General features: G+C 69.5%; 19 protein-coding genes and 2 tRNA genes. 12 read left to right on the top strand and 9 right to left on the bottom strand.

What is annotated here, in order from left to right; translation table 11 throughout:
- Nucleotides 1–37: 37 nt before the first annotated feature.
- Nucleotides 38–199 carry a hypothetical protein gene (locus LWP59_RS01225; RefSeq protein WP_186383011.1) on the bottom strand — a complete coding sequence of 54 codons (162 nt, stop codon included), beginning with the start codon at nt 197–199 and terminating at the stop codon, nt 38–40.
- 280 nt (nt 200–479) lie between these two features.
- Here LWP59_RS01225 and LWP59_RS01220 point away from each other — a divergent pair, with 280 nt between their 5' ends.
- From LWP59_RS01220 to LWP59_RS01210, 3 genes are all read left to right on the top strand, one after another.
- Nucleotides 480–731 (top strand): PIN domain-containing protein, encoded by a 252-nt coding sequence (locus LWP59_RS01220; RefSeq protein WP_229858257.1) that lies wholly within the window; start codon nt 480–482, stop codon nt 729–731.
- A 125-nt stretch (nt 732–856) separates the two neighbouring features.
- Complete coding sequence (locus LWP59_RS01215) at nt 857–1,345, top strand: hypothetical protein (protein ID WP_144632688.1); 489 nt, start codon at nt 857–859, stop codon at nt 1,343–1,345.
- 127 nt (nt 1,346–1,472) lie between these two features.
- On the top strand, nt 1,473–1,736 hold the full coding sequence (locus LWP59_RS01210) for a tyrosine-type recombinase/integrase (RefSeq protein WP_144632685.1): 264 nt from the start codon (nt 1,473–1,475) through the stop codon (nt 1,734–1,736).
- A 141-nt stretch (nt 1,737–1,877) separates the two neighbouring features.
- Here LWP59_RS01210 and LWP59_RS01205 read toward each other — a convergent pair whose 3' ends face one another.
- The gene (locus LWP59_RS01205) at nt 1,878–2,525 is read right to left on the bottom strand and encodes a TetR/AcrR family transcriptional regulator (protein ID WP_144632682.1); all 648 of its coding nucleotides are present in this window, start codon (nt 2,523–2,525) and stop codon (nt 1,878–1,880) included.
- Between the two features lie 83 nt (nt 2,526–2,608).
- Here LWP59_RS01205 and LWP59_RS01200 point away from each other — a divergent pair, with 83 nt between their 5' ends.
- On the top strand, nt 2,609–3,919 hold the full coding sequence (locus LWP59_RS01200) for a nucleotide disphospho-sugar-binding domain-containing protein (protein ID WP_144632679.1): 1,311 nt from the start codon (nt 2,609–2,611) through the stop codon (nt 3,917–3,919).
- Nucleotides 3,920–4,147: 228 nt separating this feature from the next.
- Here the strand turns inward: LWP59_RS01200 and LWP59_RS01195 are convergent.
- The 5 genes from LWP59_RS01195 to LWP59_RS01175 all read right to left on the bottom strand — a co-directional run bounded on the left by LWP59_RS01195 (nt 4,148) and on the right by LWP59_RS01175 (nt 8,780).
- Nucleotides 4,148–4,220 (bottom strand) — tRNA-Arg (locus tag LWP59_RS01195).
- A gap of 42 nt (nt 4,221–4,262) precedes the next feature.
- A tRNA-Ser gene (locus LWP59_RS01190) sits at nt 4,263–4,352 on the bottom strand.
- Nucleotides 4,353–4,411: 59 nt separating this feature from the next.
- A complete protein-coding gene (locus LWP59_RS01185) occupies nt 4,412–6,121 on the bottom strand; it encodes a phosphatidylglycerol lysyltransferase domain-containing protein (protein ID WP_229858259.1) in 1,710 nt (569 codons plus the stop codon).
- A 32-nt stretch (nt 6,122–6,153) separates the two neighbouring features.
- Complete coding sequence (locus tag LWP59_RS01180) at nt 6,154–8,139, bottom strand: acetoacetate--CoA ligase (protein ID WP_144632676.1); 1,986 nt, start codon at nt 8,137–8,139, stop codon at nt 6,154–6,156.
- Nucleotides 8,140–8,153: 14 nt separating this feature from the next.
- Nucleotides 8,154–8,780, bottom strand: a complete 627-nt coding sequence (locus LWP59_RS01175; protein ID WP_144632673.1) for a dienelactone hydrolase family protein — start codon at nt 8,778–8,780, stop codon at nt 8,154–8,156.
- A 105-nt stretch (nt 8,781–8,885) separates the two neighbouring features.
- On the opposite strand from LWP59_RS01175, the gene hisC reads away from it, so the two are divergent.
- Nucleotides 8,886–9,944 carry a histidinol-phosphate transaminase gene (gene hisC / locus LWP59_RS01170; RefSeq protein WP_144632670.1) on the top strand — a complete coding sequence of 353 codons (1,059 nt, stop codon included), beginning with the start codon at nt 8,886–8,888 and terminating at the stop codon, nt 9,942–9,944.
- On the opposite strand, the gene LWP59_RS01165 is transcribed toward hisC, so the two are convergent.
- On the bottom strand, nt 9,926–10,690 hold the full coding sequence (locus tag LWP59_RS01165) for a sulfite exporter TauE/SafE family protein (RefSeq protein WP_144632667.1): 765 nt from the start codon (nt 10,688–10,690) through the stop codon (nt 9,926–9,928). The genes hisC and LWP59_RS01165 overlap by 19 nt on opposite strands.
- Nucleotides 10,691–10,844: 154 nt before the next feature.
- Between LWP59_RS01165 and LWP59_RS01160 the strand changes: the two genes are divergently transcribed.
- The 6 genes from LWP59_RS01160 (at nt 10,845) to LWP59_RS01135 (ending at nt 16,691) form a co-directional block, all read left to right on the top strand.
- Nucleotides 10,845–11,900, top strand: coding sequence for an Rv2629 family ribosome hibernation factor (locus LWP59_RS01160; protein ID WP_144632665.1), 1,056 nt, complete (start codon nt 10,845–10,847; stop codon nt 11,898–11,900).
- 75 nt (nt 11,901–11,975) lie between these two features.
- Nucleotides 11,976–12,413 carry an ATP-binding protein gene (locus tag LWP59_RS01155; protein ID WP_144632662.1) on the top strand — a complete coding sequence of 146 codons (438 nt, stop codon included), beginning with the start codon at nt 11,976–11,978 and terminating at the stop codon, nt 12,411–12,413.
- Entirely contained in the window at nt 12,410–13,225 is an 816-nt protein-coding gene (locus LWP59_RS01150) for a SigB/SigF/SigG family RNA polymerase sigma factor (protein WP_144632659.1), read from the top strand. The genes LWP59_RS01155 and LWP59_RS01150 overlap by 4 nt, the downstream gene beginning before the upstream one ends.
- A gap of 45 nt (nt 13,226–13,270) precedes the next feature.
- Nucleotides 13,271–14,215, top strand: coding sequence for a non-homologous end-joining DNA ligase (ligD, locus tag LWP59_RS01145; RefSeq protein WP_144632656.1), 945 nt, complete (start codon nt 13,271–13,273; stop codon nt 14,213–14,215).
- Between the two features lie 3 nt (nt 14,216–14,218).
- Nucleotides 14,219–15,196 (top strand): non-homologous end joining protein Ku, encoded by a 978-nt coding sequence (gene ku / locus LWP59_RS01140; RefSeq protein WP_144632653.1) that lies wholly within the window; start codon nt 14,219–14,221, stop codon nt 15,194–15,196.
- Nucleotides 15,197–15,209: 13 nt separating this feature from the next.
- Nucleotides 15,210–16,691, top strand: coding sequence for an adenylate/guanylate cyclase domain-containing protein (locus tag LWP59_RS01135; RefSeq protein WP_144632650.1), 1,482 nt, complete (start codon nt 15,210–15,212; stop codon nt 16,689–16,691).
- A 28-nt stretch (nt 16,692–16,719) separates the two neighbouring features.
- Here LWP59_RS01135 and LWP59_RS01130 read toward each other — a convergent pair whose 3' ends face one another.
- Nucleotides 16,720–17,718 carry a beta-ketoacyl-ACP synthase III gene (locus tag LWP59_RS01130; protein ID WP_144632647.1) on the bottom strand — a complete coding sequence of 333 codons (999 nt, stop codon included), beginning with the start codon at nt 17,716–17,718 and terminating at the stop codon, nt 16,720–16,722.
- A 121-nt stretch (nt 17,719–17,839) separates the two neighbouring features.
- Between LWP59_RS01130 and LWP59_RS01125 the strand changes: the two genes are divergently transcribed.
- Complete coding sequence (locus LWP59_RS01125; RefSeq protein ID WP_144632644.1) at nt 17,840–18,946, top strand: winged helix DNA-binding domain-containing protein; 1,107 nt, start codon at nt 17,840–17,842, stop codon at nt 18,944–18,946.
- Nucleotides 18,947–18,962 lie beyond the last annotated feature (16 nt).

Below are 18,962 nucleotides of genomic sequence, written 5' to 3'. Positions count from 1 at the left end.
TCCCCGAGCCGACCGCGCGGTGGGCCTGTTCCGAGGTCTAGTAGGCGAAGTTGAACACCCGGGACTCGTCCAGGCTGGTGTAGAAGTGGGCGGAGATCATCCCCTCGGCCCGTGGCCGGTCGGCCGGATCGACGACCGCGCGGCGGTGGCGATGGCATGCCGTGACACCGATCCCGTTGCAGGGCCGGGACGGCGGCATCGACTTCGTCTTTCCATAACCGGTGCCCCGCCAGCGTCGGCGCGTCCGGGTCGGTGTACTGGGAGAAGTGCAGAAGAGTGCTGTTGTCGAGCCCGCTGAGAACGCTGTAGGCGGCGAGTCCTGGCCGGGCCAAGGGCGTCGTTCGCATGCGCCGGCGACAACTTCGGCGGCTGCTCGTTGCCGGGCTCCCCGTACGTCGCGTCGCTGGTGATCAAGCGGAAGCTTCAGTCCTGGCTGGCATGGCAATTGGTGGGCTGCCGTCCGGCGATCAAGTTTGTCGTTGGCCGAGCTGAGCAAATGGACGCACGTGCGCTCCTGGGGGCGCCTCGTCGTGAGCGGAGTAGCTTCAACCGCTGCCGATCCTGCCTGGTACTCCGAAGGTCGCGCGGACTGGAGCGAGATGTCGTTCTACGCCCAGCACCGAGGCCAGCCACGCCCGCAAAACGACACGTGGGTCGCTGCGTGCTGCCTGGCCTTCGAGGTCCCTCTCGCGACGCTGAACGTCAAGGACTACAAGGACTTCGTCGAGTAGGAGGGGCTTGAGCTGCTGACGGAGTAGCGTCCGGAGCCTAAACACGGTCGTCCTGAGCTCAACGTGTTGCCAGGTCGTTGCGTTGTCGGTGTCGATCTGCTTCGTGCGGCGGCGAGGCTGCGTGGATGGCCATCGTCTTGTCATTCATCGCGTTGCTCTTCAGCGCTTTCGTGTTCCTCTACAACCGCCGGGCGAGTAAGCGTGATCTCTACGTCCGGATGCATGACCAGCTACTCGACGCGGACCGGCAACACGGGCGACGTGTGCTCTTCGAGTTGGCCGAGCAGAACCAGCAACCGGGTGATCTCACCAGCGAAGAACACAGGTACGCAAACCACGCGCTGGCCACGCTGGAACTGTTCGGATTTTTGTATTTCAAGCGTTACATACCTCGACGTGATGCCCTGGAAATGTGGGGGATTACGATTACACGCCTTGTAGACGCTGGCGAACAATCGGGCTTCCTAGCGCTTCGCGACGCTCAGAATGGCATGCCAGTCTGGCCCTACTTGCGCCGCTTGGCCGTTGATTCGCGCCGGCACCGCTCGCGCAATGCGCTCCACACAGCCCCCGAACCGGAGTCGGCAAAGCCAGGCGGTCACGTGCAGTCGTGACAAAGCCCGGTCCCCTTAGATCACCCCCCTCGTCCCTGCCTCCCTTTACGCTGGTCGGCAAGCTCCGGGACCGGTCGAACACGAACGCCGACCTCCGGGAGGCCCTGGCAAGCTCGGCTTCGACTGGGTGACGAGTCACAACTTCCGCAAGACCGCCGCCACCCTGCTCGACGAGGCGGGACTGACGGTGCGGGAGATCGCGGACCGGCTCGGGCACAAGCGGGCGAGCATGACGCTCGACACCTACTTCGGACGGAAGCAGGCCAGCCCCAAGGTGGCGGAGCTGCCTTGCTGCGTATCACCCGACAAGTACAGAGGATCCCCTGTGACCAGGGGCCCTCTGTACTGCTGTCTCAACCTTGCGCGCGCCCGAAGGGCTTCGAACCCCTAACCTTCTGATGTCGAACCGCCGCGTGGGACCGGCGCCAGCCGCACGCCGCGCCTGGCCATTCGACAGAATCCGGGCCGGGTCAGCGGGCCCGCAGGGGCCGCCTTGAACAGGAGAAGAAACGACAGCTACGAACCGTGGGCATCAGCGCATGAGGATCGTGTCGTGGACTGTGCGCGTGACGAAGGCCTTGTACTGCTCGTGTGACTTGCCGTCCATGCGCACGTAGCGCACGTAGCTTTCGACGCTGGTGATGACGCAGAGCGCCTCGACGAGGTCGTCGAAGGGGACGTCGGTGCGCAGCCAGCCGCGCTCGGCGACGGTGCGGAGGATGTTCTTGACCTGCGTCCTGATCGAGGTGAGTCTCTCGGCCAGGACGCCCCGGACTTCACGGTCCCCATGGGCTGCGGCGGTGACCGCCGTCCACACACCGGCGACGGGCACGTTGATCGCGAGCACCAGCTCGCCGACGAACGTCGCGAACGCGTCCGGTGCATCGAGCTGGAGCATCGCCGTCCCTCGGTCGGTGTCGAAGAAGTCGATCTGACCTTCGGCCCCGAAGGACGCCACCTCGACCGCGGCCCACAGCAGCGCTGTCTTCGGACCGTGCTTCTGCACCGTCTCGACCGAGACGCCGGCCCGCTTCGCGATCTGCGCGAACGTGGCGCCGTGGTACCCGTGCTCACTGAACACCTCGACGGCGGACTCGACGACGCATCGCCTGGTCTGCGCCGCCTGGCGCTGCCGAAGCTCGGAACGGTACGTGCGAGTGCGGCTCTCAGCACCCGACATATTGACTACGGTACCATACAGATGAATACTGCTCCATGGGGTCCAACCTATCTCATCTGGCCGGGGACAAGGGAGTCGCCGTCATGCCGTCGATCACGATCGCCGCAGTGCCCATCCAGGGGCACGTCACCCCACTGCTCGCCGCCGCCCGGCACTTCGCGGGGCGAGGAGACCGGGTCCGTTTCATCACCGGATCCAGGTTCGCCGACGCCGTCGGGTCCACCGGCGCCGAGCATCTGCCGCTGCCGGCTGAGGCCGACTTCGACGACCGGCAGGACTGGAACAAGACCTTTCCCGAGCGCGCCGCCCTGAAAGGCACGAAGGCGATCGCCCATGACATCGTGCACGTCTTCGTACGCCCCGGTGAGGCCCAACACGATGCCGTCATGGCGACGCTCGCCGCCGAGCCTGCCGACGTGCTGCTGACCGATCCGGCCCTCACGGGCAGCGCGTTCCTCCTCGGCCACCCGCTCGGCGTCCGGCCGCCGATCGTGATGTGCGGCATCTGCCCGCTGATGATCCCCAGTCGGGACACCGCGCCGTTCGGCATGGGGCTCACGCCGATGCGCGGCCCGTTAGGCCGACTCCGCAACACCGCGCTCGCACTGCTCACCGACAAGGTCGTGTTCCCGCCGGTCGAACAGATCGCCGACCAGATCTTCCATCGGATACACGCCCGCCCGATTCCCTTCGCGGTACTCGACTGGCCGCGTCAGGCTGATGCAATCGCGCAGTTCACCGTGCCTGAGTTCGAGTACCCGCGATCCGACGCCCCCGCGTCCCTGCACTTCACGGGACCGATCTCGGCCTCCGGCTCGCGAGCGCCGCTCCCCCCGTGGTGGCAGGAACTCGACGGCTCGAGACCCGTCGTACACGTCACACAAGGCACCATCGCCAACAGGGACTTCGGACAGCTCGTCAAGCCAACGCTCGAAGCCCTCGCTGACGAAGACGTACTGGTCGCTGTGGCCACCGGCGGGCGCCCCGTGGCATCGCTGCCGCCCCTGCCCGCGAACGCCCGCGCGGCCGAGTTCCTGCCCTACGACGACCTGTTACCCAAGACCGACGTCTACGTCACCAACGGCGGATACGGCGGCGTGCAGTACGCGCTGCGCTACGGCGTGCCCATCGTGGCCGCCGGCAGCCACGAGGACAAGCCCGAAGTCGTCGCCAGAGTCGCGTGGACGGGCGTAGGACGTCGCATCAGGACCAACCCCCCAACCCCGAACGCCGTCCGCCGTGCCGTCCGTGCCGTGCTCGGCGACCCCCGCTACCGGCACGCCGCTCATCGCATGGCCGAGCGCATGACCACCACTCGCGGGGTTCACCGACTCGCCGAGATCGTCGACACCTTGGTCGCCGACTACCGGCGCACCGGTCTCGCACGACAGTAGCCACTCGGCCAATCACGCCAACGACCCTCGTGAGCGAGAGCTCTCGGCTGCGGCGCTGGAAACGTCCTCTTCTGCCGCCGAGCGGGTGATCGCTGACGTGCTGGGGCACTCGCACCCGTCGATGACATTGAAACCCGGCCGGGGACGACCGGCAGCAAGATCTACCCCGGACAGCACGAAACCCCCTGTCGCCAGGGGGTTTCGTGGTTTTGCTGTCTCAACCTTGCGCGCGCCCGAAGGGATTCGAACCCCTAACCTTCTGATCCGTAGTCAGATGCTCTATCCGTTGAGCTACGGGCGCTTGTTCAGTTATCAACTTAGCATCCGGCGAACCGGCGCTGAGCGGAGGCTCCGGGATTTGAACCCGGGAGGGGGGGTTACCCCCAACCGCATTAGCAGTGCGGCGCCATAGACCAGACTAGGCGAAGCCTCCCGGACGACCACTGCTCAGACAGAGTACACAGCCCCCGACCACCCCGGCGAGGCACCCCCTCACCGCTGCAGCATGCGCATCAACCAGCGCGAACGCCCGCCGAGGCCCTCCGCTTCGAAGACGGCGACCCCGACCCGCGGCAGCTCTCGTACCCCTGGATACACCAGGTACCTCGGCACCCAGTTCGGCTGGAACTTCGCGTTGAACCGGTACAGGCTCTCGATCTGGATCCAGTGTGACGCCCAGCCCAGCACGTTCGCCGACACCCTTGCCACCGGGCCGGCACCGATCCGCCTGCCCTGCTCCATCAGCTTCCGGAACGCGGCGAAGTTCAGCGAGACGTATCGCACCCCGTGCTCCCGCGCCACCAGCAGCAGCTCCGAGATCATCAGCTCGTTCACACCGTTGTCCGCGGTCCGGTCCCGCCGCATCACGTCCAGGGACAACCCGTCCGTCCCCCACGGCACGAACTGCAGCAACCCCCGGATCCGCCCCTCCTGCTCCGCCGTGACCAGCACCGAGCCCGGGTCCCCCATCCGTCCCAGCGCCATCGAGAACCCTCGCTCGGTGTCGCTGCCACGCCAGTTCGCCGCCAGCGCCTCCAGCTCCGCGAGCTCGCCCTCGGCCAGGTCCTCCGCCCGCCGGACACGCACCTCGTACCCGGCCCGCTTCGTGCGCGACACGGCCTGCCGCACGCCGCGCATGATCCGGCCGTCGAGGGTGAACGTGGACGCGTCGACGACGGCCTCGTCGCCGATCTCCAGGACGTCCAGGTGGTAGCGCGCCCACACGGTCGCGCCCAGCTCCGAGGTGCCCATCGCCGCGGGCACCCAGCCGTGCCGCCGGCAGACCTCCAGGAACTCCTCGATCGCACCCGGCCAGGCCTCGCTGTCGCCCAGCGGGTCGGCCGAGGCGACCGCGGCGCCGGCGATCACCCGGTAGGTGACCGCGGCCTTGCCCGTCTTCGAGAAGACCGCGAACTTGTCGTCGCGCAGCGCGAAGTACCCCAGGGAGTCGCGGGCGCCGTGCTGCGCCAGCAGGTCACGCAGCCGCGCCTTCTCCTCCTCGGACAGGTGCGGCGCCGGCTCGGCGGAGCGCAGCAGGAAGTACGCCGCGACCAGCACTGCGCCGAGCCCGAACAGCAGCCCGACCGAGGTCGTCAGATCGTCGAGCCACATCGCGTGGAACACCGCGGGCCCGCCGATGCCGATCAGCGCGAGTGCCGCGTACGCGAACCTGCCCTGCCAGGCCATCGGCTCGACGAAGCTGTGCGGCGCGAAGGACAGCAGTGCGAAGTTGATCACCAGGCCGGCCAGCAACAGCTGCAGGAACACCCGCACCGCACGCCACTGGCCGGTCACCGGATCCGGCAGCGCGATGAAGTGCCGCCGGTTGGCCAGCAGCGCCACCGCGAGCGCGACCGACACCAGCCCGGCCCCGAGCACGTGCCGCAGCCCCAGATGCGAAAGCGCCAGCAGCACGCTCGCCGCGAGCGCGAGCTGCCACGCCCGGCGCTTGCGCCGCCGCAACCCTGACGCGAGCAGGATCAGCAGGACGCCCGTCACCAGCACGACGGCGGCCGCACCAGTGGTCGCGTCCTGCGGCAGCTCCAGCCACTCCGCCACGCGACCGCGCATCCCCCGGCGCCCGGCGGGCAGCACCACCGACAGCACGGCGACCAGCCCGACCAGCCTCGTGGTCCAGGTGATCGCCGCCACCGACGCCGCCCCCGTCAGGCGCCACAGCGCGGGATGCGCTTCCCCCGTCAACGACCTCCCCACCAACCCAGCTCCCCTTCTGTCTAACTCCCCCTGGCCAGCTCGATGAACGGCTGCAACGCCGCCGGGTTGGCCAGCGCGTCCCGGCTCACCGCCCGGTCCAGCGCCATCCCGGCAAGGATCTTCTTGACCGGGACCTCGCACTTCTTACCGTTCAGCGTCCTGGGCACCTCAGCCACCTCGACGAACCGGTCGGGCACGTGCCTCGGGGACAGCTCTGCCCGCAGCACCTTGCGCAGATCCGGCTCGACGTCCGCCAGGCTCGCGCGCGTTGCCATCACGACGAAACACAGCAGCTCACCGTTGGTATTCCCCGCACTGGTCGTATCGATCACGAGTGAGTCCGCGATCTCATCTAAGCCCTCGACGACCCGGTAGAACTCCGCGGTGCCCATCCGGACGCCGCCGCGGTTGAGCGTGGAGTCGCTGCGCCCGTAGATCACCGCGGAGCCCCGCTCGGTGATCCGGATCCAGTCCCCGTGCCGCCAGACGCCCGGGTAGTAGTCGAAGTACGCCTCCCGCAGCCGGGTGCCGTCGGGGTCGTTCCAGAAGAACACCGGCATCGAGGGCATCGGCTGGGTGACCACGAGCTCACCGACCTCTTCGACGACCTCGTTGCCGTCGTCGTCGTACGAGGCGACCGCCGCGCCGAGCGCCCGGCAGGACAGCTCGCCGAGCCACACCGGCAGGTCCGGGGCCGCGCAGACGAACGCCGCGCACAGGTCGGTGCCGCCCGAGACGGAACAGATCTGTACGTGCTCGCCGATCTTCCCGGCGATCCAGCGGAACCCTTCGACGCTCAGCGGCGAGCCGGTCGACCCGATCGCGCGCAGCGACGAGAGGTCGTGGTCGGCTCCCGGTTCGAGACGCGCCTTGAGACAGCTCTGGATGAACGGCGCCGACGTGCCGAAATAGGTGATCTTCCGCTCGTCCGCCAGCCGCCACAGCGCGCCGAGGTCGGGCTGACCGGGACTGCCGTCGAACAGCACGATCGTGGTGCCCACCAGCAGGCCGCCGATGAGGAAGTTCCACATCATCCAGCCGGTCGTGGTGAACCAGAAGAACCGGTCGCCGGGCCCGAGGTCCGACTGCAGCGCCAGCGCCTTGAGGTGCTCGACGACGATGCCGCCGTGGCCGTGCACGATCCCCTTGGGCAGCCCCGTCGTGCCCGAGGAGTAGAGCACCCACAGCGGATGGTCGAACGGCACCGGCTCGAAGGCCAGCTCGGCGCCGGAGTGCTTGTCCAGCAACGCATCCCAGTCGAGCGTGCCGTCCAGTTCGCCGTCGCCCACGTACTCCACGAGCACTGTCGCGGCGAGCGAGGGGATGTCCCGGCGCAGCTGGTCCACCGTCGGCCGCACGTCGAAGGACCGTCCATTGTAGACGTACCCGTTGACGGCGATGAGCACCTTCGGCTCGATCTGGGTGAACCGGTCGGCGACCGCCCGCACCCCGAAGTCCGGCGAGCACGACGACCAGGTCGCCCCCAGGCTCGCCGTGGCGAGGAAAGCGACCAGCGTCTGCGGGCAGTTCGGCGCGAGTGCCACGACCCGGTCGCCCTTGCCCACGCCGAGTTCGGCCAGCGCCGCCCGCGCCGCCGCGACCTGGCTGCGCAGCTCGCCGTACGTGAGCTCCCCCTCGACGCCGTCCTCGCGCCGGTGGATCACCGCGAGCTCGTCGTCTGCCTTCGTCGCGCCCGCGACGCCGCGAGAGAGGGCGTGCTCGGCGTAGTTCAGCGTGCTGCCGGGAAACCATTTCGTGTCGGGCATCCGCGCGCCGTCGAGCACCGACCGCGGCGGTTCGTGCCAGCGCACGCCGAGGAACTCGGCCAGCCCGCCCCAGAACCCCGCCGGGTCCTCGACCGAGAACCGCCACAGCTCGTCGTAGTCGGCGAGCTGCACGCCACGCTGCCCGCGCAACCATTCGCGGAACGCCTGGATCCTGCTTCCGACGATCTGTTCCGAGGTGGGCCGCCAGAGGACTTCGGGGGTGTCAGCAGCATTGGTCACACGGCGACTTTACGTCAGCGCAGGTGCGCGTCGAACCAGCTCAGCGTGCGCTGCCAGGCCTCGACGGCGGCCTTCGGATCGGCGTCGAAGCGGTGGTTGGCGCCGGGGTAGCGCACCACGTTGCTCACGACGCCCGCGGTGGCCGCCGCGTCCCGCAGCTGCTCGACCTCCGCCGCGCCGAGCTCGTCGCCCGCGTCGCCGTAGATGCCCAGCCACGGGCTGGTCAGCTTGCCCGCGATCTCGACGAGCGCGGGCAGCTCGCTGCCACCCTGCCCGCCCACGCTGACGGCCGCGCCGAGCTTGCGGTTCGACGCGACCACGAGCGCCGCTGTGCCGCCGAGGTCGAACCCGACGACGCCGAGCAGATCCGCCTGCACGCCGTGGTCGACCAGCCAGGCCAACGTGATGTCCGTCGCTGCGAGGACGTCCTCGCGCGCCGGCTCGCCCTTCAGGTGTGGCGCGACGGCGAGCCATCCCTCGCCGGCCAGACTCGCGATCAGCAGACGCACCCCGGGCGTGATCCCCTCGGCTTCGTGCAGGACGACGAGGCCGCCACGCACGACGTTCTCGGGTTCGGCATAGGTCAGCTCGATCGCGCGGCCGTCCTCGCGCTCGTAGTGTTCGGTGTGCGTCTGCGTCATCTCCCTACTCAACCATCCCGGAGTGAACAGAAGTCAACATGAACTTCTGCCGAAGCCACGGGTTAACGTGACAGCAGCAGCTTTTCGCCCAGAAGGAGCACAGTAATGCCGGTCCAGCCCCGCGTCGACCTCGATACGCTGCCCGACTACGTCGCGGGAAGGTCCGTGCCCGGCGCGATCAAGCTCTCCAGCAACGAGACCCCGGGGGGGCCGCTGCCGAGCGTCGCCGCCGCGATCGCCAAGGCCACCACCGATCTCAACCGCTATCCGGACCCCGGCGTCGGCAAGCTGGCGGCCCGGCTCGCGGAGAAGCTGGGCCTGCCTGCCGGGCAGATCGCCGTGGGCTGCGGCTCGGTGGCGCTGTGCCACCAGCTGATGCACGCGATGTGCGCGCCGGGCGACGACGCGGTGTTCGCGTGGCGGTCCTTCGAGACCTACCCCATCGCGACGCAGATCGCCTGCGCGAACCCGGTGAAGGTGCCGCTGGACTCGACGCACACGCACGACCTCGACGCGATGGCCGACGCGATCACGCCGAACACGCGGGTGATCATGGTCTGCAACCCCAACAACCCGACCGGCACGGCGAACCGGCGCGCGGAGCTGGACCGCTTCCTCGACCGGGTGCCCTCCGACGTGCTCGTCGTGCTGGACGAGGCCTACCGCGAGTTCGTCACCGACCCCGACGTGCCGGACGGCGTCGACTACGTGCGCACGCGGGACAACGTCGCCGTCCTGCGCACGTTCTCCAAGGCCTACGGCCTGGCCGGGCTGCGCGTCGGCTACTTCGCGGGCCCGCCGCAGATCGCCGCGGCGCTGCGGAAGGTGTACGTGCCCTTCAGCGTCAACTCCCTCGCGCAGACCGCGGCGATGGCTTGCCTCGATGCCGAGGACGAGCTGCTCGCGCGCTGCGAGACGATCGTCGCCGAGCGCGAGCGGGTGCGGAACGAGCTGATCGAGGCCGGTTACGAGGTGCCCGACACGCAGGCGAACTTCGTCTGGCTGCCGCTCGGGGACGACGCGGTCGACTTCTCCGAGCACACGCTGGCGAACAAGGTCGTGGTCCGCGCGTTCGCCGGTTCCGGCGTGCGGGTGACGATCAGCCACTCCGAGGAGAACGACCTGTTCCTGCACGCCGCGCGCAGCTACCGCAGGACCAGCTGAACGATCGCGGCGACCCCGACGAGCACGATCACGACGCGCAGCGCGGTGGCCGGCAGCCGGCGCCCGATCTTGGCGCCGAGCTGCCCGCCGAGCGTGGAGCCGACCGCGAGCAGCGCGACCACCGGCCAGCTGATCGGCGCGATGAAGGCGTAGATCACGCCGGCGACGACGTTCACCACGGCGGCGAGCACGTTCTTGATGCCGTTGATGCGCTGGATCGGGTCGGTCAGCAGCATGCCCATGAACGCCATCAGCATCACGCCCTGGGCGGCCGTGAAGTACCCGCCGTAGATCCCGACGAGGAAGATCAGGAACAGCAGCAGCGGACCGCCGTGGCCGGCCGTCGTCTCGGCGCGCTCGCGCCGCCTGGCCACCCGGGCCGACACGACAGGCTGCACGAGCACGAGCACCACCGCCAGCCCGACGAGTACCGGCACGACCTTTTCGAAGGCGTTGGGCGGCAAGGACAACAGCAGGACGGTGCCGCCGATGGCGCCGAGGAACGACGGGACGCTGTAGCGCACGAGCCGCCGCGCCTCCCCGGTCAGCTCGTGCCGGTACCCGATCGCGCCGCTGATGGTGCCCGGCGCGAGCCCGAGCGCGTTCGACGTCGTCGCCGTCACCGGCGGGTAGCCGAGCGCGACCAGCACCGGGAACGTGACGAGCGTGCCGGACCCGACGACGGTGTTGATCGTGCCCGCCCACACCCCGGCGAGCAGCACGATCAGCGCATGCCACCAGCTCATCGCGCGGATACCCGGAGCTCGTCGCCCTCCGGGCCGCGCCGGTCCGCGAGGGTCCGATGATCGTCCGCATCCAGCCAAAGATCCTTGAACTCAGCCGCCATGACCCCATCGAACAGCACGTTTTGCCCCTCACGCAGCGGGGTACCACCGGCCCATGCAGACGACGACGTTACGACAGCTTGTGACCACCCCAGGCCCGTTCACGTCCGTCTACTTCGAGGACTCCCACGACACGGAGGACGCCGAGAAGCAGCTCGAGCTGCGCTGGCGCGAGCTGCACGACCAGCTTTCGGCCCAGCACGCCCCCGGAGAGACGCTGAACGCGCTCGAGTCGGCGGTGCGAAACGGCTCCAGAGCGGTCGGCCGCAGCGGTCGCGCCCTGGTCGCGGCCGGCGACTCCGTCGTGGTGGACGAACGCCTGGACGAGCCGCCCGCCGCACCCGTCACCCGGGTGTCCGACCTGCCCTACGTGGTGCCCCTGACCCGGTACGCGAAGCCGGGCGTCAGGTACGTCGTGGCCTCCGTGAACCAGGTCGACGCCACCGTCACGGCCTACGACGAGCACGGCCGCAAGCTCGACACCGACGAGGTGTCCGGGCGCGACCATCCCGTGCACCAGGTGCGCGGAGGCGGCATGGCGCAGTACGACATGCGCCGGCGCACCGAGGAGACCATCCGCCGGAACGTCGCGGAGATCGCCGACGACGTGACGAAGCTCGCCGACCGCGTCGGCGCCGAGCTGGTCGTCGTGGCCGGGGAGATCCAGGGGCGGCGCGCCGTACGCGAGGCGCTGCCGAAGCGGTTGCAGGACATCGCCCGGGAAGTGACCCACGAGGACGTCGCCGGCGAAGTCGTCCTGACCGAGAAGCAGCGCAGGCTGGACGAGGTGCTGGAGCGGTTCGACAACGCGCTCCACAGCGAGAGCGGGCTGGCCGTCGACGGTCTGGAGGCGGTCACGAGCGCCCTGGTCGAAAGCAACGTCGAGACCCTGCTGATCGCGGATCCGGGCGACGGCACCGTCTTCACCGGCGAGTCCCCCACGCAGATCGCCGTCACCGAGCCCGAGCTACGGACGCTCGGCGCCGCGCAGGCTCACGAGCGGCGGGCCGACGAGGCCGTCCCGGTGGCCGCCATCGCGGTCGACGCGGACCTCGTCTACGTTGACAGCGCACTTACCGAAGGCTTCGGCGCGATCCTCCGGCACGGGTGACGGTACCGGCAGGCGAGAGTCCCCCGTTCGAGGCATCATGGTGCGCAGCAGCATCCGAACTACGGCGAGGTGAAAGTGGCAGACTGGGAACCACCGCCCCTGCACGCGCACAACGACATCGAGCTCTGGCTCGGGGCCGATCTCGTGCACCTGCCGATCGTGCGTTCCGTCGTGGCGACCATCGCCACCCGCGCCGACTTCGACCTCGACGCCATCGCCGACCTCCGGCTGGCCGTCGACGAAGCGTGCTCGACGCTGATCACCAGGGCGGTGCCGGGCAGCACCATGCGGTGCCGGTTCACGGTGTCCGACGACGAGCTCCGGTTCACCGGAACAGTGCATTCCGAGAGCGACAGTTCTCCCAGCACGAAGTCCTTCGGCTGGCGGGTGCTGACGACACTGACCGACTCGGTGGACAGCCGGGTCACCTCGAACGGGCAACTCGGCCACCAGGTGGACATCGAACTCGCCAAGCGACGGGTCGTGGTCGACGCGCCAGGGGCGGGCGCGTGACCGGCTCGCGAGCCGAGCCAGCAAAACCCACTTCGTCCAACGAATACGAGCACCTCGCTCCGCTGTTCGACGAGCTGAAGGCCCTCGACGAGAACGATCCTCGCCGGACGGCGCTGCGGGACGAACTGGTGACCGGTCATCTCCCACTGGCAGAACACATCGCACAACGCTTCTCCGGTCGAGGCGTCGCGAAGGAAGACCTGGTCCAGGTGGCCACGGTCGGGTTGATCAACGCCGTCGACAGGTTCGACGCGAGCCGCGGCTCGGACTTCCTGTCCTTCGCCGTGCCCACCGTGATGGGCGAGGTCCGGCGGCACTTCCGCGACACCGGCTGGCTGGTGCGCGTGCCGCGGCGGCTCAAGGAGCTGCACCTGTCGATCTCGGCCGCGAACACCGAGCTCGCGCAGCGGCTGGGCCGCGCGCCGACGCCGAGCGAGATCGCGGCGCACCTGAGCATCAGCCAGGACGAGGTGTTCGAAGGCCTGGAGGCCGGCAACGCCTACCACTCGATGTCGCTGGACGAGGTCCTCTCCGGTGACACCGAGAACCTGGCGCTGGGCGACACGCTCGGCGAGGAGGACGCGGCGCTCGAAGGCGTCGAGAACCACGAGGCGCTGCTGCCGCTGATCCAGGAGCTGCCGGAGCGGGAACGCAAGATCCTCGGGCTGCGGTTCGTGCACAACATGACCCAGACGCAGATAGCGGAACGCATCGGGGTGTCCCAGATGCACGTCTCGCGGTTGCTCGCCAGGACCCTGGAAAGGCTGCGCGAAGGGCTGACCGAACAGGACGAGGACGTAGTCTCACCCTGATCGGACCCCGGTTTCCAGCTGCGGCATCGGGGGTACCCGTTGATCATGCAAACTGAGCCCGGCTGGCGCGAGCCCACCCTCGCGACGCTGACTCAACGGCGCTTCTCGAGTGACAACTGGCTGTTCGAGCGCAAGCTCGACGGTGTCCGGGCGATCTGTTCGCGCGCGGGCGGCACGCCGACGCTCTGGTCCCGCAACCACCATGTCGTCAACGACTCCTATCCCGAGATCGTCGAGGCGCTGGCCACGCACGGCCCGTCGCACTTCGTCGCCGACGGCGAGATCGTGGCGTTCGACGGACCGCAGACCAGCTTCGCCAAGCTGCAGCCGCGCATCCACCTGACCGACCGCGACCGCATCGAGGCGACCGGCGTGCAGGTGTACTACTACCTGTTCGACCTCATCCAGTTCGACCACGCCGACACCGGCCGGTTGCCGTTACGGCAGCGGAAACACTTGCTGCGCAACGCTTTCGACTGGGTCGACCCGTTGCGCTACTCGAACCACCGCAACTTCGACGGCGAGACGTACTTCGAGTACGCGTGCGCGCACGGCTGGGAGGGCCTGATCGCGAAGCGGGCCGACGCGCCGTACCGGCCGGGCCGCACCTCGGACTGGCTGAAGTTCAAGTGCGTCAAGGACCAGGAGTTCGTCGTCGGCGGTTACACCAAGCCCGGCGGCTCCCGCAGCGGCTTCGGTGCCCTCCTAGTCGGCTACTACGACCGGGGCAAACTGCGCTACGCCGGCAAGGTCGGCACCGGCTACAACGAGGCGACGCTGCGCGAGCTGGCCGGCACGCTGGGCGAGCTGCGGTGCGACCGTTCGCCGTTCGGCGAGGTCGTGCCCGAACGCGGGCCGCGCTGGGTCGAGCCGAAGCTGGTGGTGCAGGTCCGCTTCTCCGAGTGGACGAACGACGGCAAGCTCCGGCATCCGCGGTTCACCGGGCTGCGCGACGACAAGCCGCCGATCGAGGTCATCCGGGAGGGGTGAGCCATGGCACGGGCGATCTGGAGTGGTGCGATCAACTTCGGCCTGGTCACGGTGCCGGTCGAGCTCTACAGCGCGACCGAGGACCACACCGTGCACTTCCGGCAGTTCGAACGCGACACCTCCGACCGCATCCGCTACCGGCGGGTGAACGAGCGCACCGGCAAGGAAGTGGACTACAACGACATCGTCAAGGGCTACGACCTCGGCGACGGCGAGTACGTACTGGTCGAGCAGGACGAGCTGGACGAGATCGCGCCGGGCCGCTCGCGCTCCATCGACATCGAGGCCTTCGTGGACCTCGACGACATCGACCCGATCTTCTTCCAGAAGAGCTACTGGCTGGCGCCGTCGAAGGAGGAGTTCGGCCGCGCGTACGGCTTGCTGCTGCAGGCGATGGACCGCACGAACAAGGCGGGCGTCGCCCGGTTCGTGATGCGCGGCAAGGAGCAGATCGCCGCCATCCGCGCCGGGGACAACGTGCTGATCCTGGACACCCTGCTGTTCGCCGAGGACCTGCGGGACCCGATGAAGGAGCTGCACAAGCTGCCGTCGAAGACCGAGGCCCGGGGCAAGGAGCTCGACATGGCGGTCAGCCTCATCGACTCGATGACCGAGGACTGGCAGCCCGAGGACTACCACGACACCTACACCGAACGGGTGCACAAGCTGATCGACGACAAGAAGGCCGGGCGGAAGGTGTCGGTCGAGGCGCCGCCGTCGGAGCCGACGAAGGTCGTCGACCTGTTCGAGGCGCTCTCGCGCAGTGTGGAGAGCCGCAAGGGCGGTGGCGGGAAGAAGCGCCCGTCCTCGCCGCCGAAGAAGACGCCGGGGAAGAAGACGCCGGATCTGTCCGAGCTGAGCAAGGCCGAGCTGGACAAGATGGCGCGCGAGCTGGACGTCAAGGGTCGCTCGAAGATGTCGAGGGCGGAGCTGGAAGAGGCGGTGAGCGAGGCTCGCCCCGCGCGCAAGCGCGCGTCCTGAATACGATCACGGGGTGCGCAGGCCCACGCGGTTCACGAAGTTTCGCGTCGCGCTGCGCACCGCGCTCGGGTTCGTGGCGCTCGGTGTCGGCTCGAGCGTCTGCGGCGCGGCGGCCGTCGCGCTGCTGCTCGTCCTGCAGGGACTGCCCGCGGACATGGGTTCGCGCAACCTGACCTTCGTGCTCGTCGCGGCCGCGTACGTGGTCCTTTCGGTGCTGATCGGTTCACTGTGGACAGCGTTCCTGCATCGGCGCACCGCGGTCTGGTTCGCCGAGGGCAGGCGCCCGACCGCGGCGGAGGCCGAACGCGCGCTGCGCCTGCCCGTGCACATGGCGATGGTCAGTGGCGCGCTGTGGCTGGGCGGCACGGTGCTGCTGGGCGGGATCACGCCGATCCTGGGCTCATGGCTCGACGCGTTCGGCGTGACGCTCACGATCGGCGCCGGCGGCCTGCTGACGGTGGGGCTGATGTACCTCGCGGCGGAGTGGGTGGGCAGGCCGATCCTGACGGTCGCGCTCGAGGTCACCCCGCCGGAGCAGGTCACGTCGGTGACAGTGCGGTCGCGGTTGGTGCTGACCTGGGGCGTGGCGAGCGGGGTGCCGCTGCTCGGCGTGCTGATCGTGGCGGCGCCGCCGGATCTCGGGCACGCCGACGACAAGGCCAGCCTGATCATGCTGGCGATCGTCGGCCTGTTGTCCGGCGCGCTGGGCACGGCGCTGCTCGCGCGTGCGGTCGCGTCGCCGCTGAACCGGCTGCGGGCGGCGCTCGGCCTGGTCGCGCGCGGCCGCACGGACGTCGAGGTGCGGGTCGACGACGCCAGTGAGATCGGTCAGCTGCAGGTGTCGGTGAACAGCATGGTCGCCGGGTTGCGGGAGCGGGACCGCATGCGCGACCTGTTCGGCCGGCACGTCGGCGACGACGTGGCGCGGCACGCGATCGAGCACGGCGTCTCGCTGTCGGGCGACGTCCGCGAGGTGACGGCACTGTTCGTGGACGTCGTCGACTCCACGGCGCTCGCGTACCGGACGTCGCCGGAGGAGATCGTGCGGAAGCTGAACCGGCTGTTCGCGAGCGTGGTCACCGCGGTCGGCGCGCGAGGTGGGCTGGTCAACAAGTTCCAGGGCGATGCGGCGTTGTGCGTCTTCGGGGCGCCGACGAAGCTGGCCGACGCGGAGACCTCGGCCCTGTCCGCGGCGCGTGCGATCCGCGACGCCGTCCGGGCGGAGGGCGAGTTGGACCTGGGGATCGGGGTCGCGTGCGGGATGGTGTTCGCCGGACAGCTGGGCACCCGCAGCCGCCTGGAGTACACCGTGATCGGCGACGCGGTGAACGAGGCCGCCCGGCTGACGGAGCACGCGAAGAAGGTGCCGGGCCGCATCCTGGCGAGCGAGGCGGTGCTGGCGTCGAGCTCCGCCGGGGAGCGCGAGCGCTGGACGCCGTACCGCAAGATCCGGCTGCGAGGCCGAAACGAGCCGACGGCAACCTGGACCGCCTGACGGGTCGTGCGACCGCGCCTCGGCCCACCTACCCCGGCTTCACGTCCGGCCAGCTGAGCAGCGTCGAACCCCAGGTCAGACCCGCGCCGAACGCCGCCATCAGCACCCGGTGCCCCGGCTGCAGGCTCCCGTCGTCACACGCGTCGGCGAGGGCGAGCGGGATCGAGGCCGCACTCGTGTTGCCGGCGTGGCCGATGTTCGCGACCACCCTGTCCTGGGGCAGCCCGAGCTGCTTCGCGGTGGCCTGCAGGATCCGGAGGTTCGCCTGGTGCCCGACGAACCGGTCCACGTCGCCGACCTCGAGCCCGGCCCGGTCCAGCACCGTGCGCGCCGACTCGGCCATCCGCGCGCACGCGTGCCGGAAGACCGTCGTCCCCTGCATGGTCAGGAAGTAGTCGTGCGGGTCGGCCGACTCGCGCTGCTTCGCCCCGCCCGCGGGCACGATCAGCAGATCGGCGAGCTCCCCGTCGCTGTGCAGGTCGAACGGGCCGATCGCGCCGGGCTCGTCGGCCGATCCGCGGCGCAGCACGACGGCGCCCGCGCCGTCGCCGAAGATCGGCAGCGTGCCACGGTCCTGCGGGTCGCACAGCCGGCTGAACACGTCCGCGCCGATGACCAGCACGCGGTCCGCCGTCCCCGCGGCGATCAGCCCGCCGGCCGTCGCGAGCGCGTACACGAACCCGCTGCAGACCGCGTTCACGTCCAGCGCCGCGATCCCGCTCAACCCGAGCCCGGACGCGACCTGCGGGGCGCTGGCCGGGCAGAGCTGGTCGGCGGTGGACGTGGCGAGCACGAGGGCGTCGACGACGTCCGAGCCGGCGCTGCGCAGCGCGTTGCCGCCCGCGTGCACCGCCATGTCCACAGTGGACGTATCCGGGTCCGCGATCCGGCGCTCGCGGATGCCGGTGCGCGAGCGGATCCACTCGTCGGAGGTGTCGAGCCGCTGCGCCAGCTCGTCGTTGCCCACCACCCGCGGGGGCAGCCAGGCGCCGAGCCCGGTCACAACGGCGGAGTGCCCCTTCTGCATGCCCTCACTTGTAGGTCCTACCACTGGGTAGACCGGTCAGTTGTGTTCCAGGTCACGGGAAGTCCGCTCGAAAGGACTACGAGCAGGAAAAGCTGTCAGTGCCGCGGCCTAGGGTGCGGCCATGCAGGTCTTCGGCACCAGGGCACTGAACCGCGCGCTCCTCGCGCGGCAGTTCCTGCTGCGCCCGGTGAAGCTGTCGCCGCTGGAGGCCGTCCGGCACCTGTGCGGGATGCAGGCGCAGGCGCCGTTCCCGCCGTACTTCGGGCTGTGGTCGCGGCTGCACGGCTTCGCACCCGAGGGCCTTTCGCGCCTGCTGCTGGATCGCTCGGTGGTACGGATCGTGCTGATGCGCGGCACGGTCCACCTGGTGACGTCCGAGGACTGCCTGTTCCTGCGCCCGCTCGTGCAGCCGATCCTCGATCGCGACCTGCGGACAAACCAGGCCTACGCCGCGGCGCTGACGGGGCTGGACCTGACGTCGCTGGCGAAGGACGCCCGCGCCGTGCTCGCCGAGCGTCCGTGCACGGGAGCCGAGCTCGGCAAGCTGCTCGCGCAACGGCATCCCGAACGGCCGCCGGCCGCGCTCGCCCACGCCGCCCGCGGCTTGCTACCGCTCGTACAGATTCCGCCACGAGCGGTGTGGGGTCGCAGCGGACAGCCCAAGTACGCGACGGCCGAGGAGTGGCTCGGCCGCCCGCTCGACCCCCGTGCCCGGCTCGACGAGGTGACGCGCCGTTATCTGGCCGCGTTCGGTCCGGCCACGGTGAACGATGTCCAAGCCTGGAGCGGTCTCACCCGGCTGAGTGAGGTCGTCGACGGCTTACGCTCCGAGCTGAGGACCTTCCAGGACGAGCAGGGCCGCGAACTGTTCGACCTGCCCGACGCACCGCGTCCGGGCCCGGACATCCCCGCTCCTCCGCGGTTCATCGCGGAATTCGTCAACCTGCTGCTCTCGCACGCCGATCGCACCCGCGTCCCGACGGCCGAGGCACGAAAACGGGTGTTCGGAGTACCCAACGGCGTGTTCCCCGGAACGGTGCTCGTCGACGGCTTCGTCCGCGGTACCTGGAGAATCACCGGGAAACGGGGTGCCGCGGCCCTGGAGATCGAGCAACACCAGCGAATCTCCAAAAAGGACACGGCCGCGCTGGAGAGCGCCGGCGCGAGGTTGCTGCGCTTCGCCGAGCCGGGGTGCTCGCCGGACGTCCGGTTCCGCGAGCTTGCCTAATCGGAGGCCCTGAACT

The organism is Amycolatopsis acidiphila, assembly GCF_021391495.1.
Lineage (GTDB): Bacteria > Actinomycetota > Actinomycetes > Mycobacteriales > Pseudonocardiaceae > Amycolatopsis_E > Amycolatopsis_E acidiphila.
Note: the sequence above shows the minus strand (reverse complement) of the source record. Positions and strands in the feature narration are given on the sequence as shown.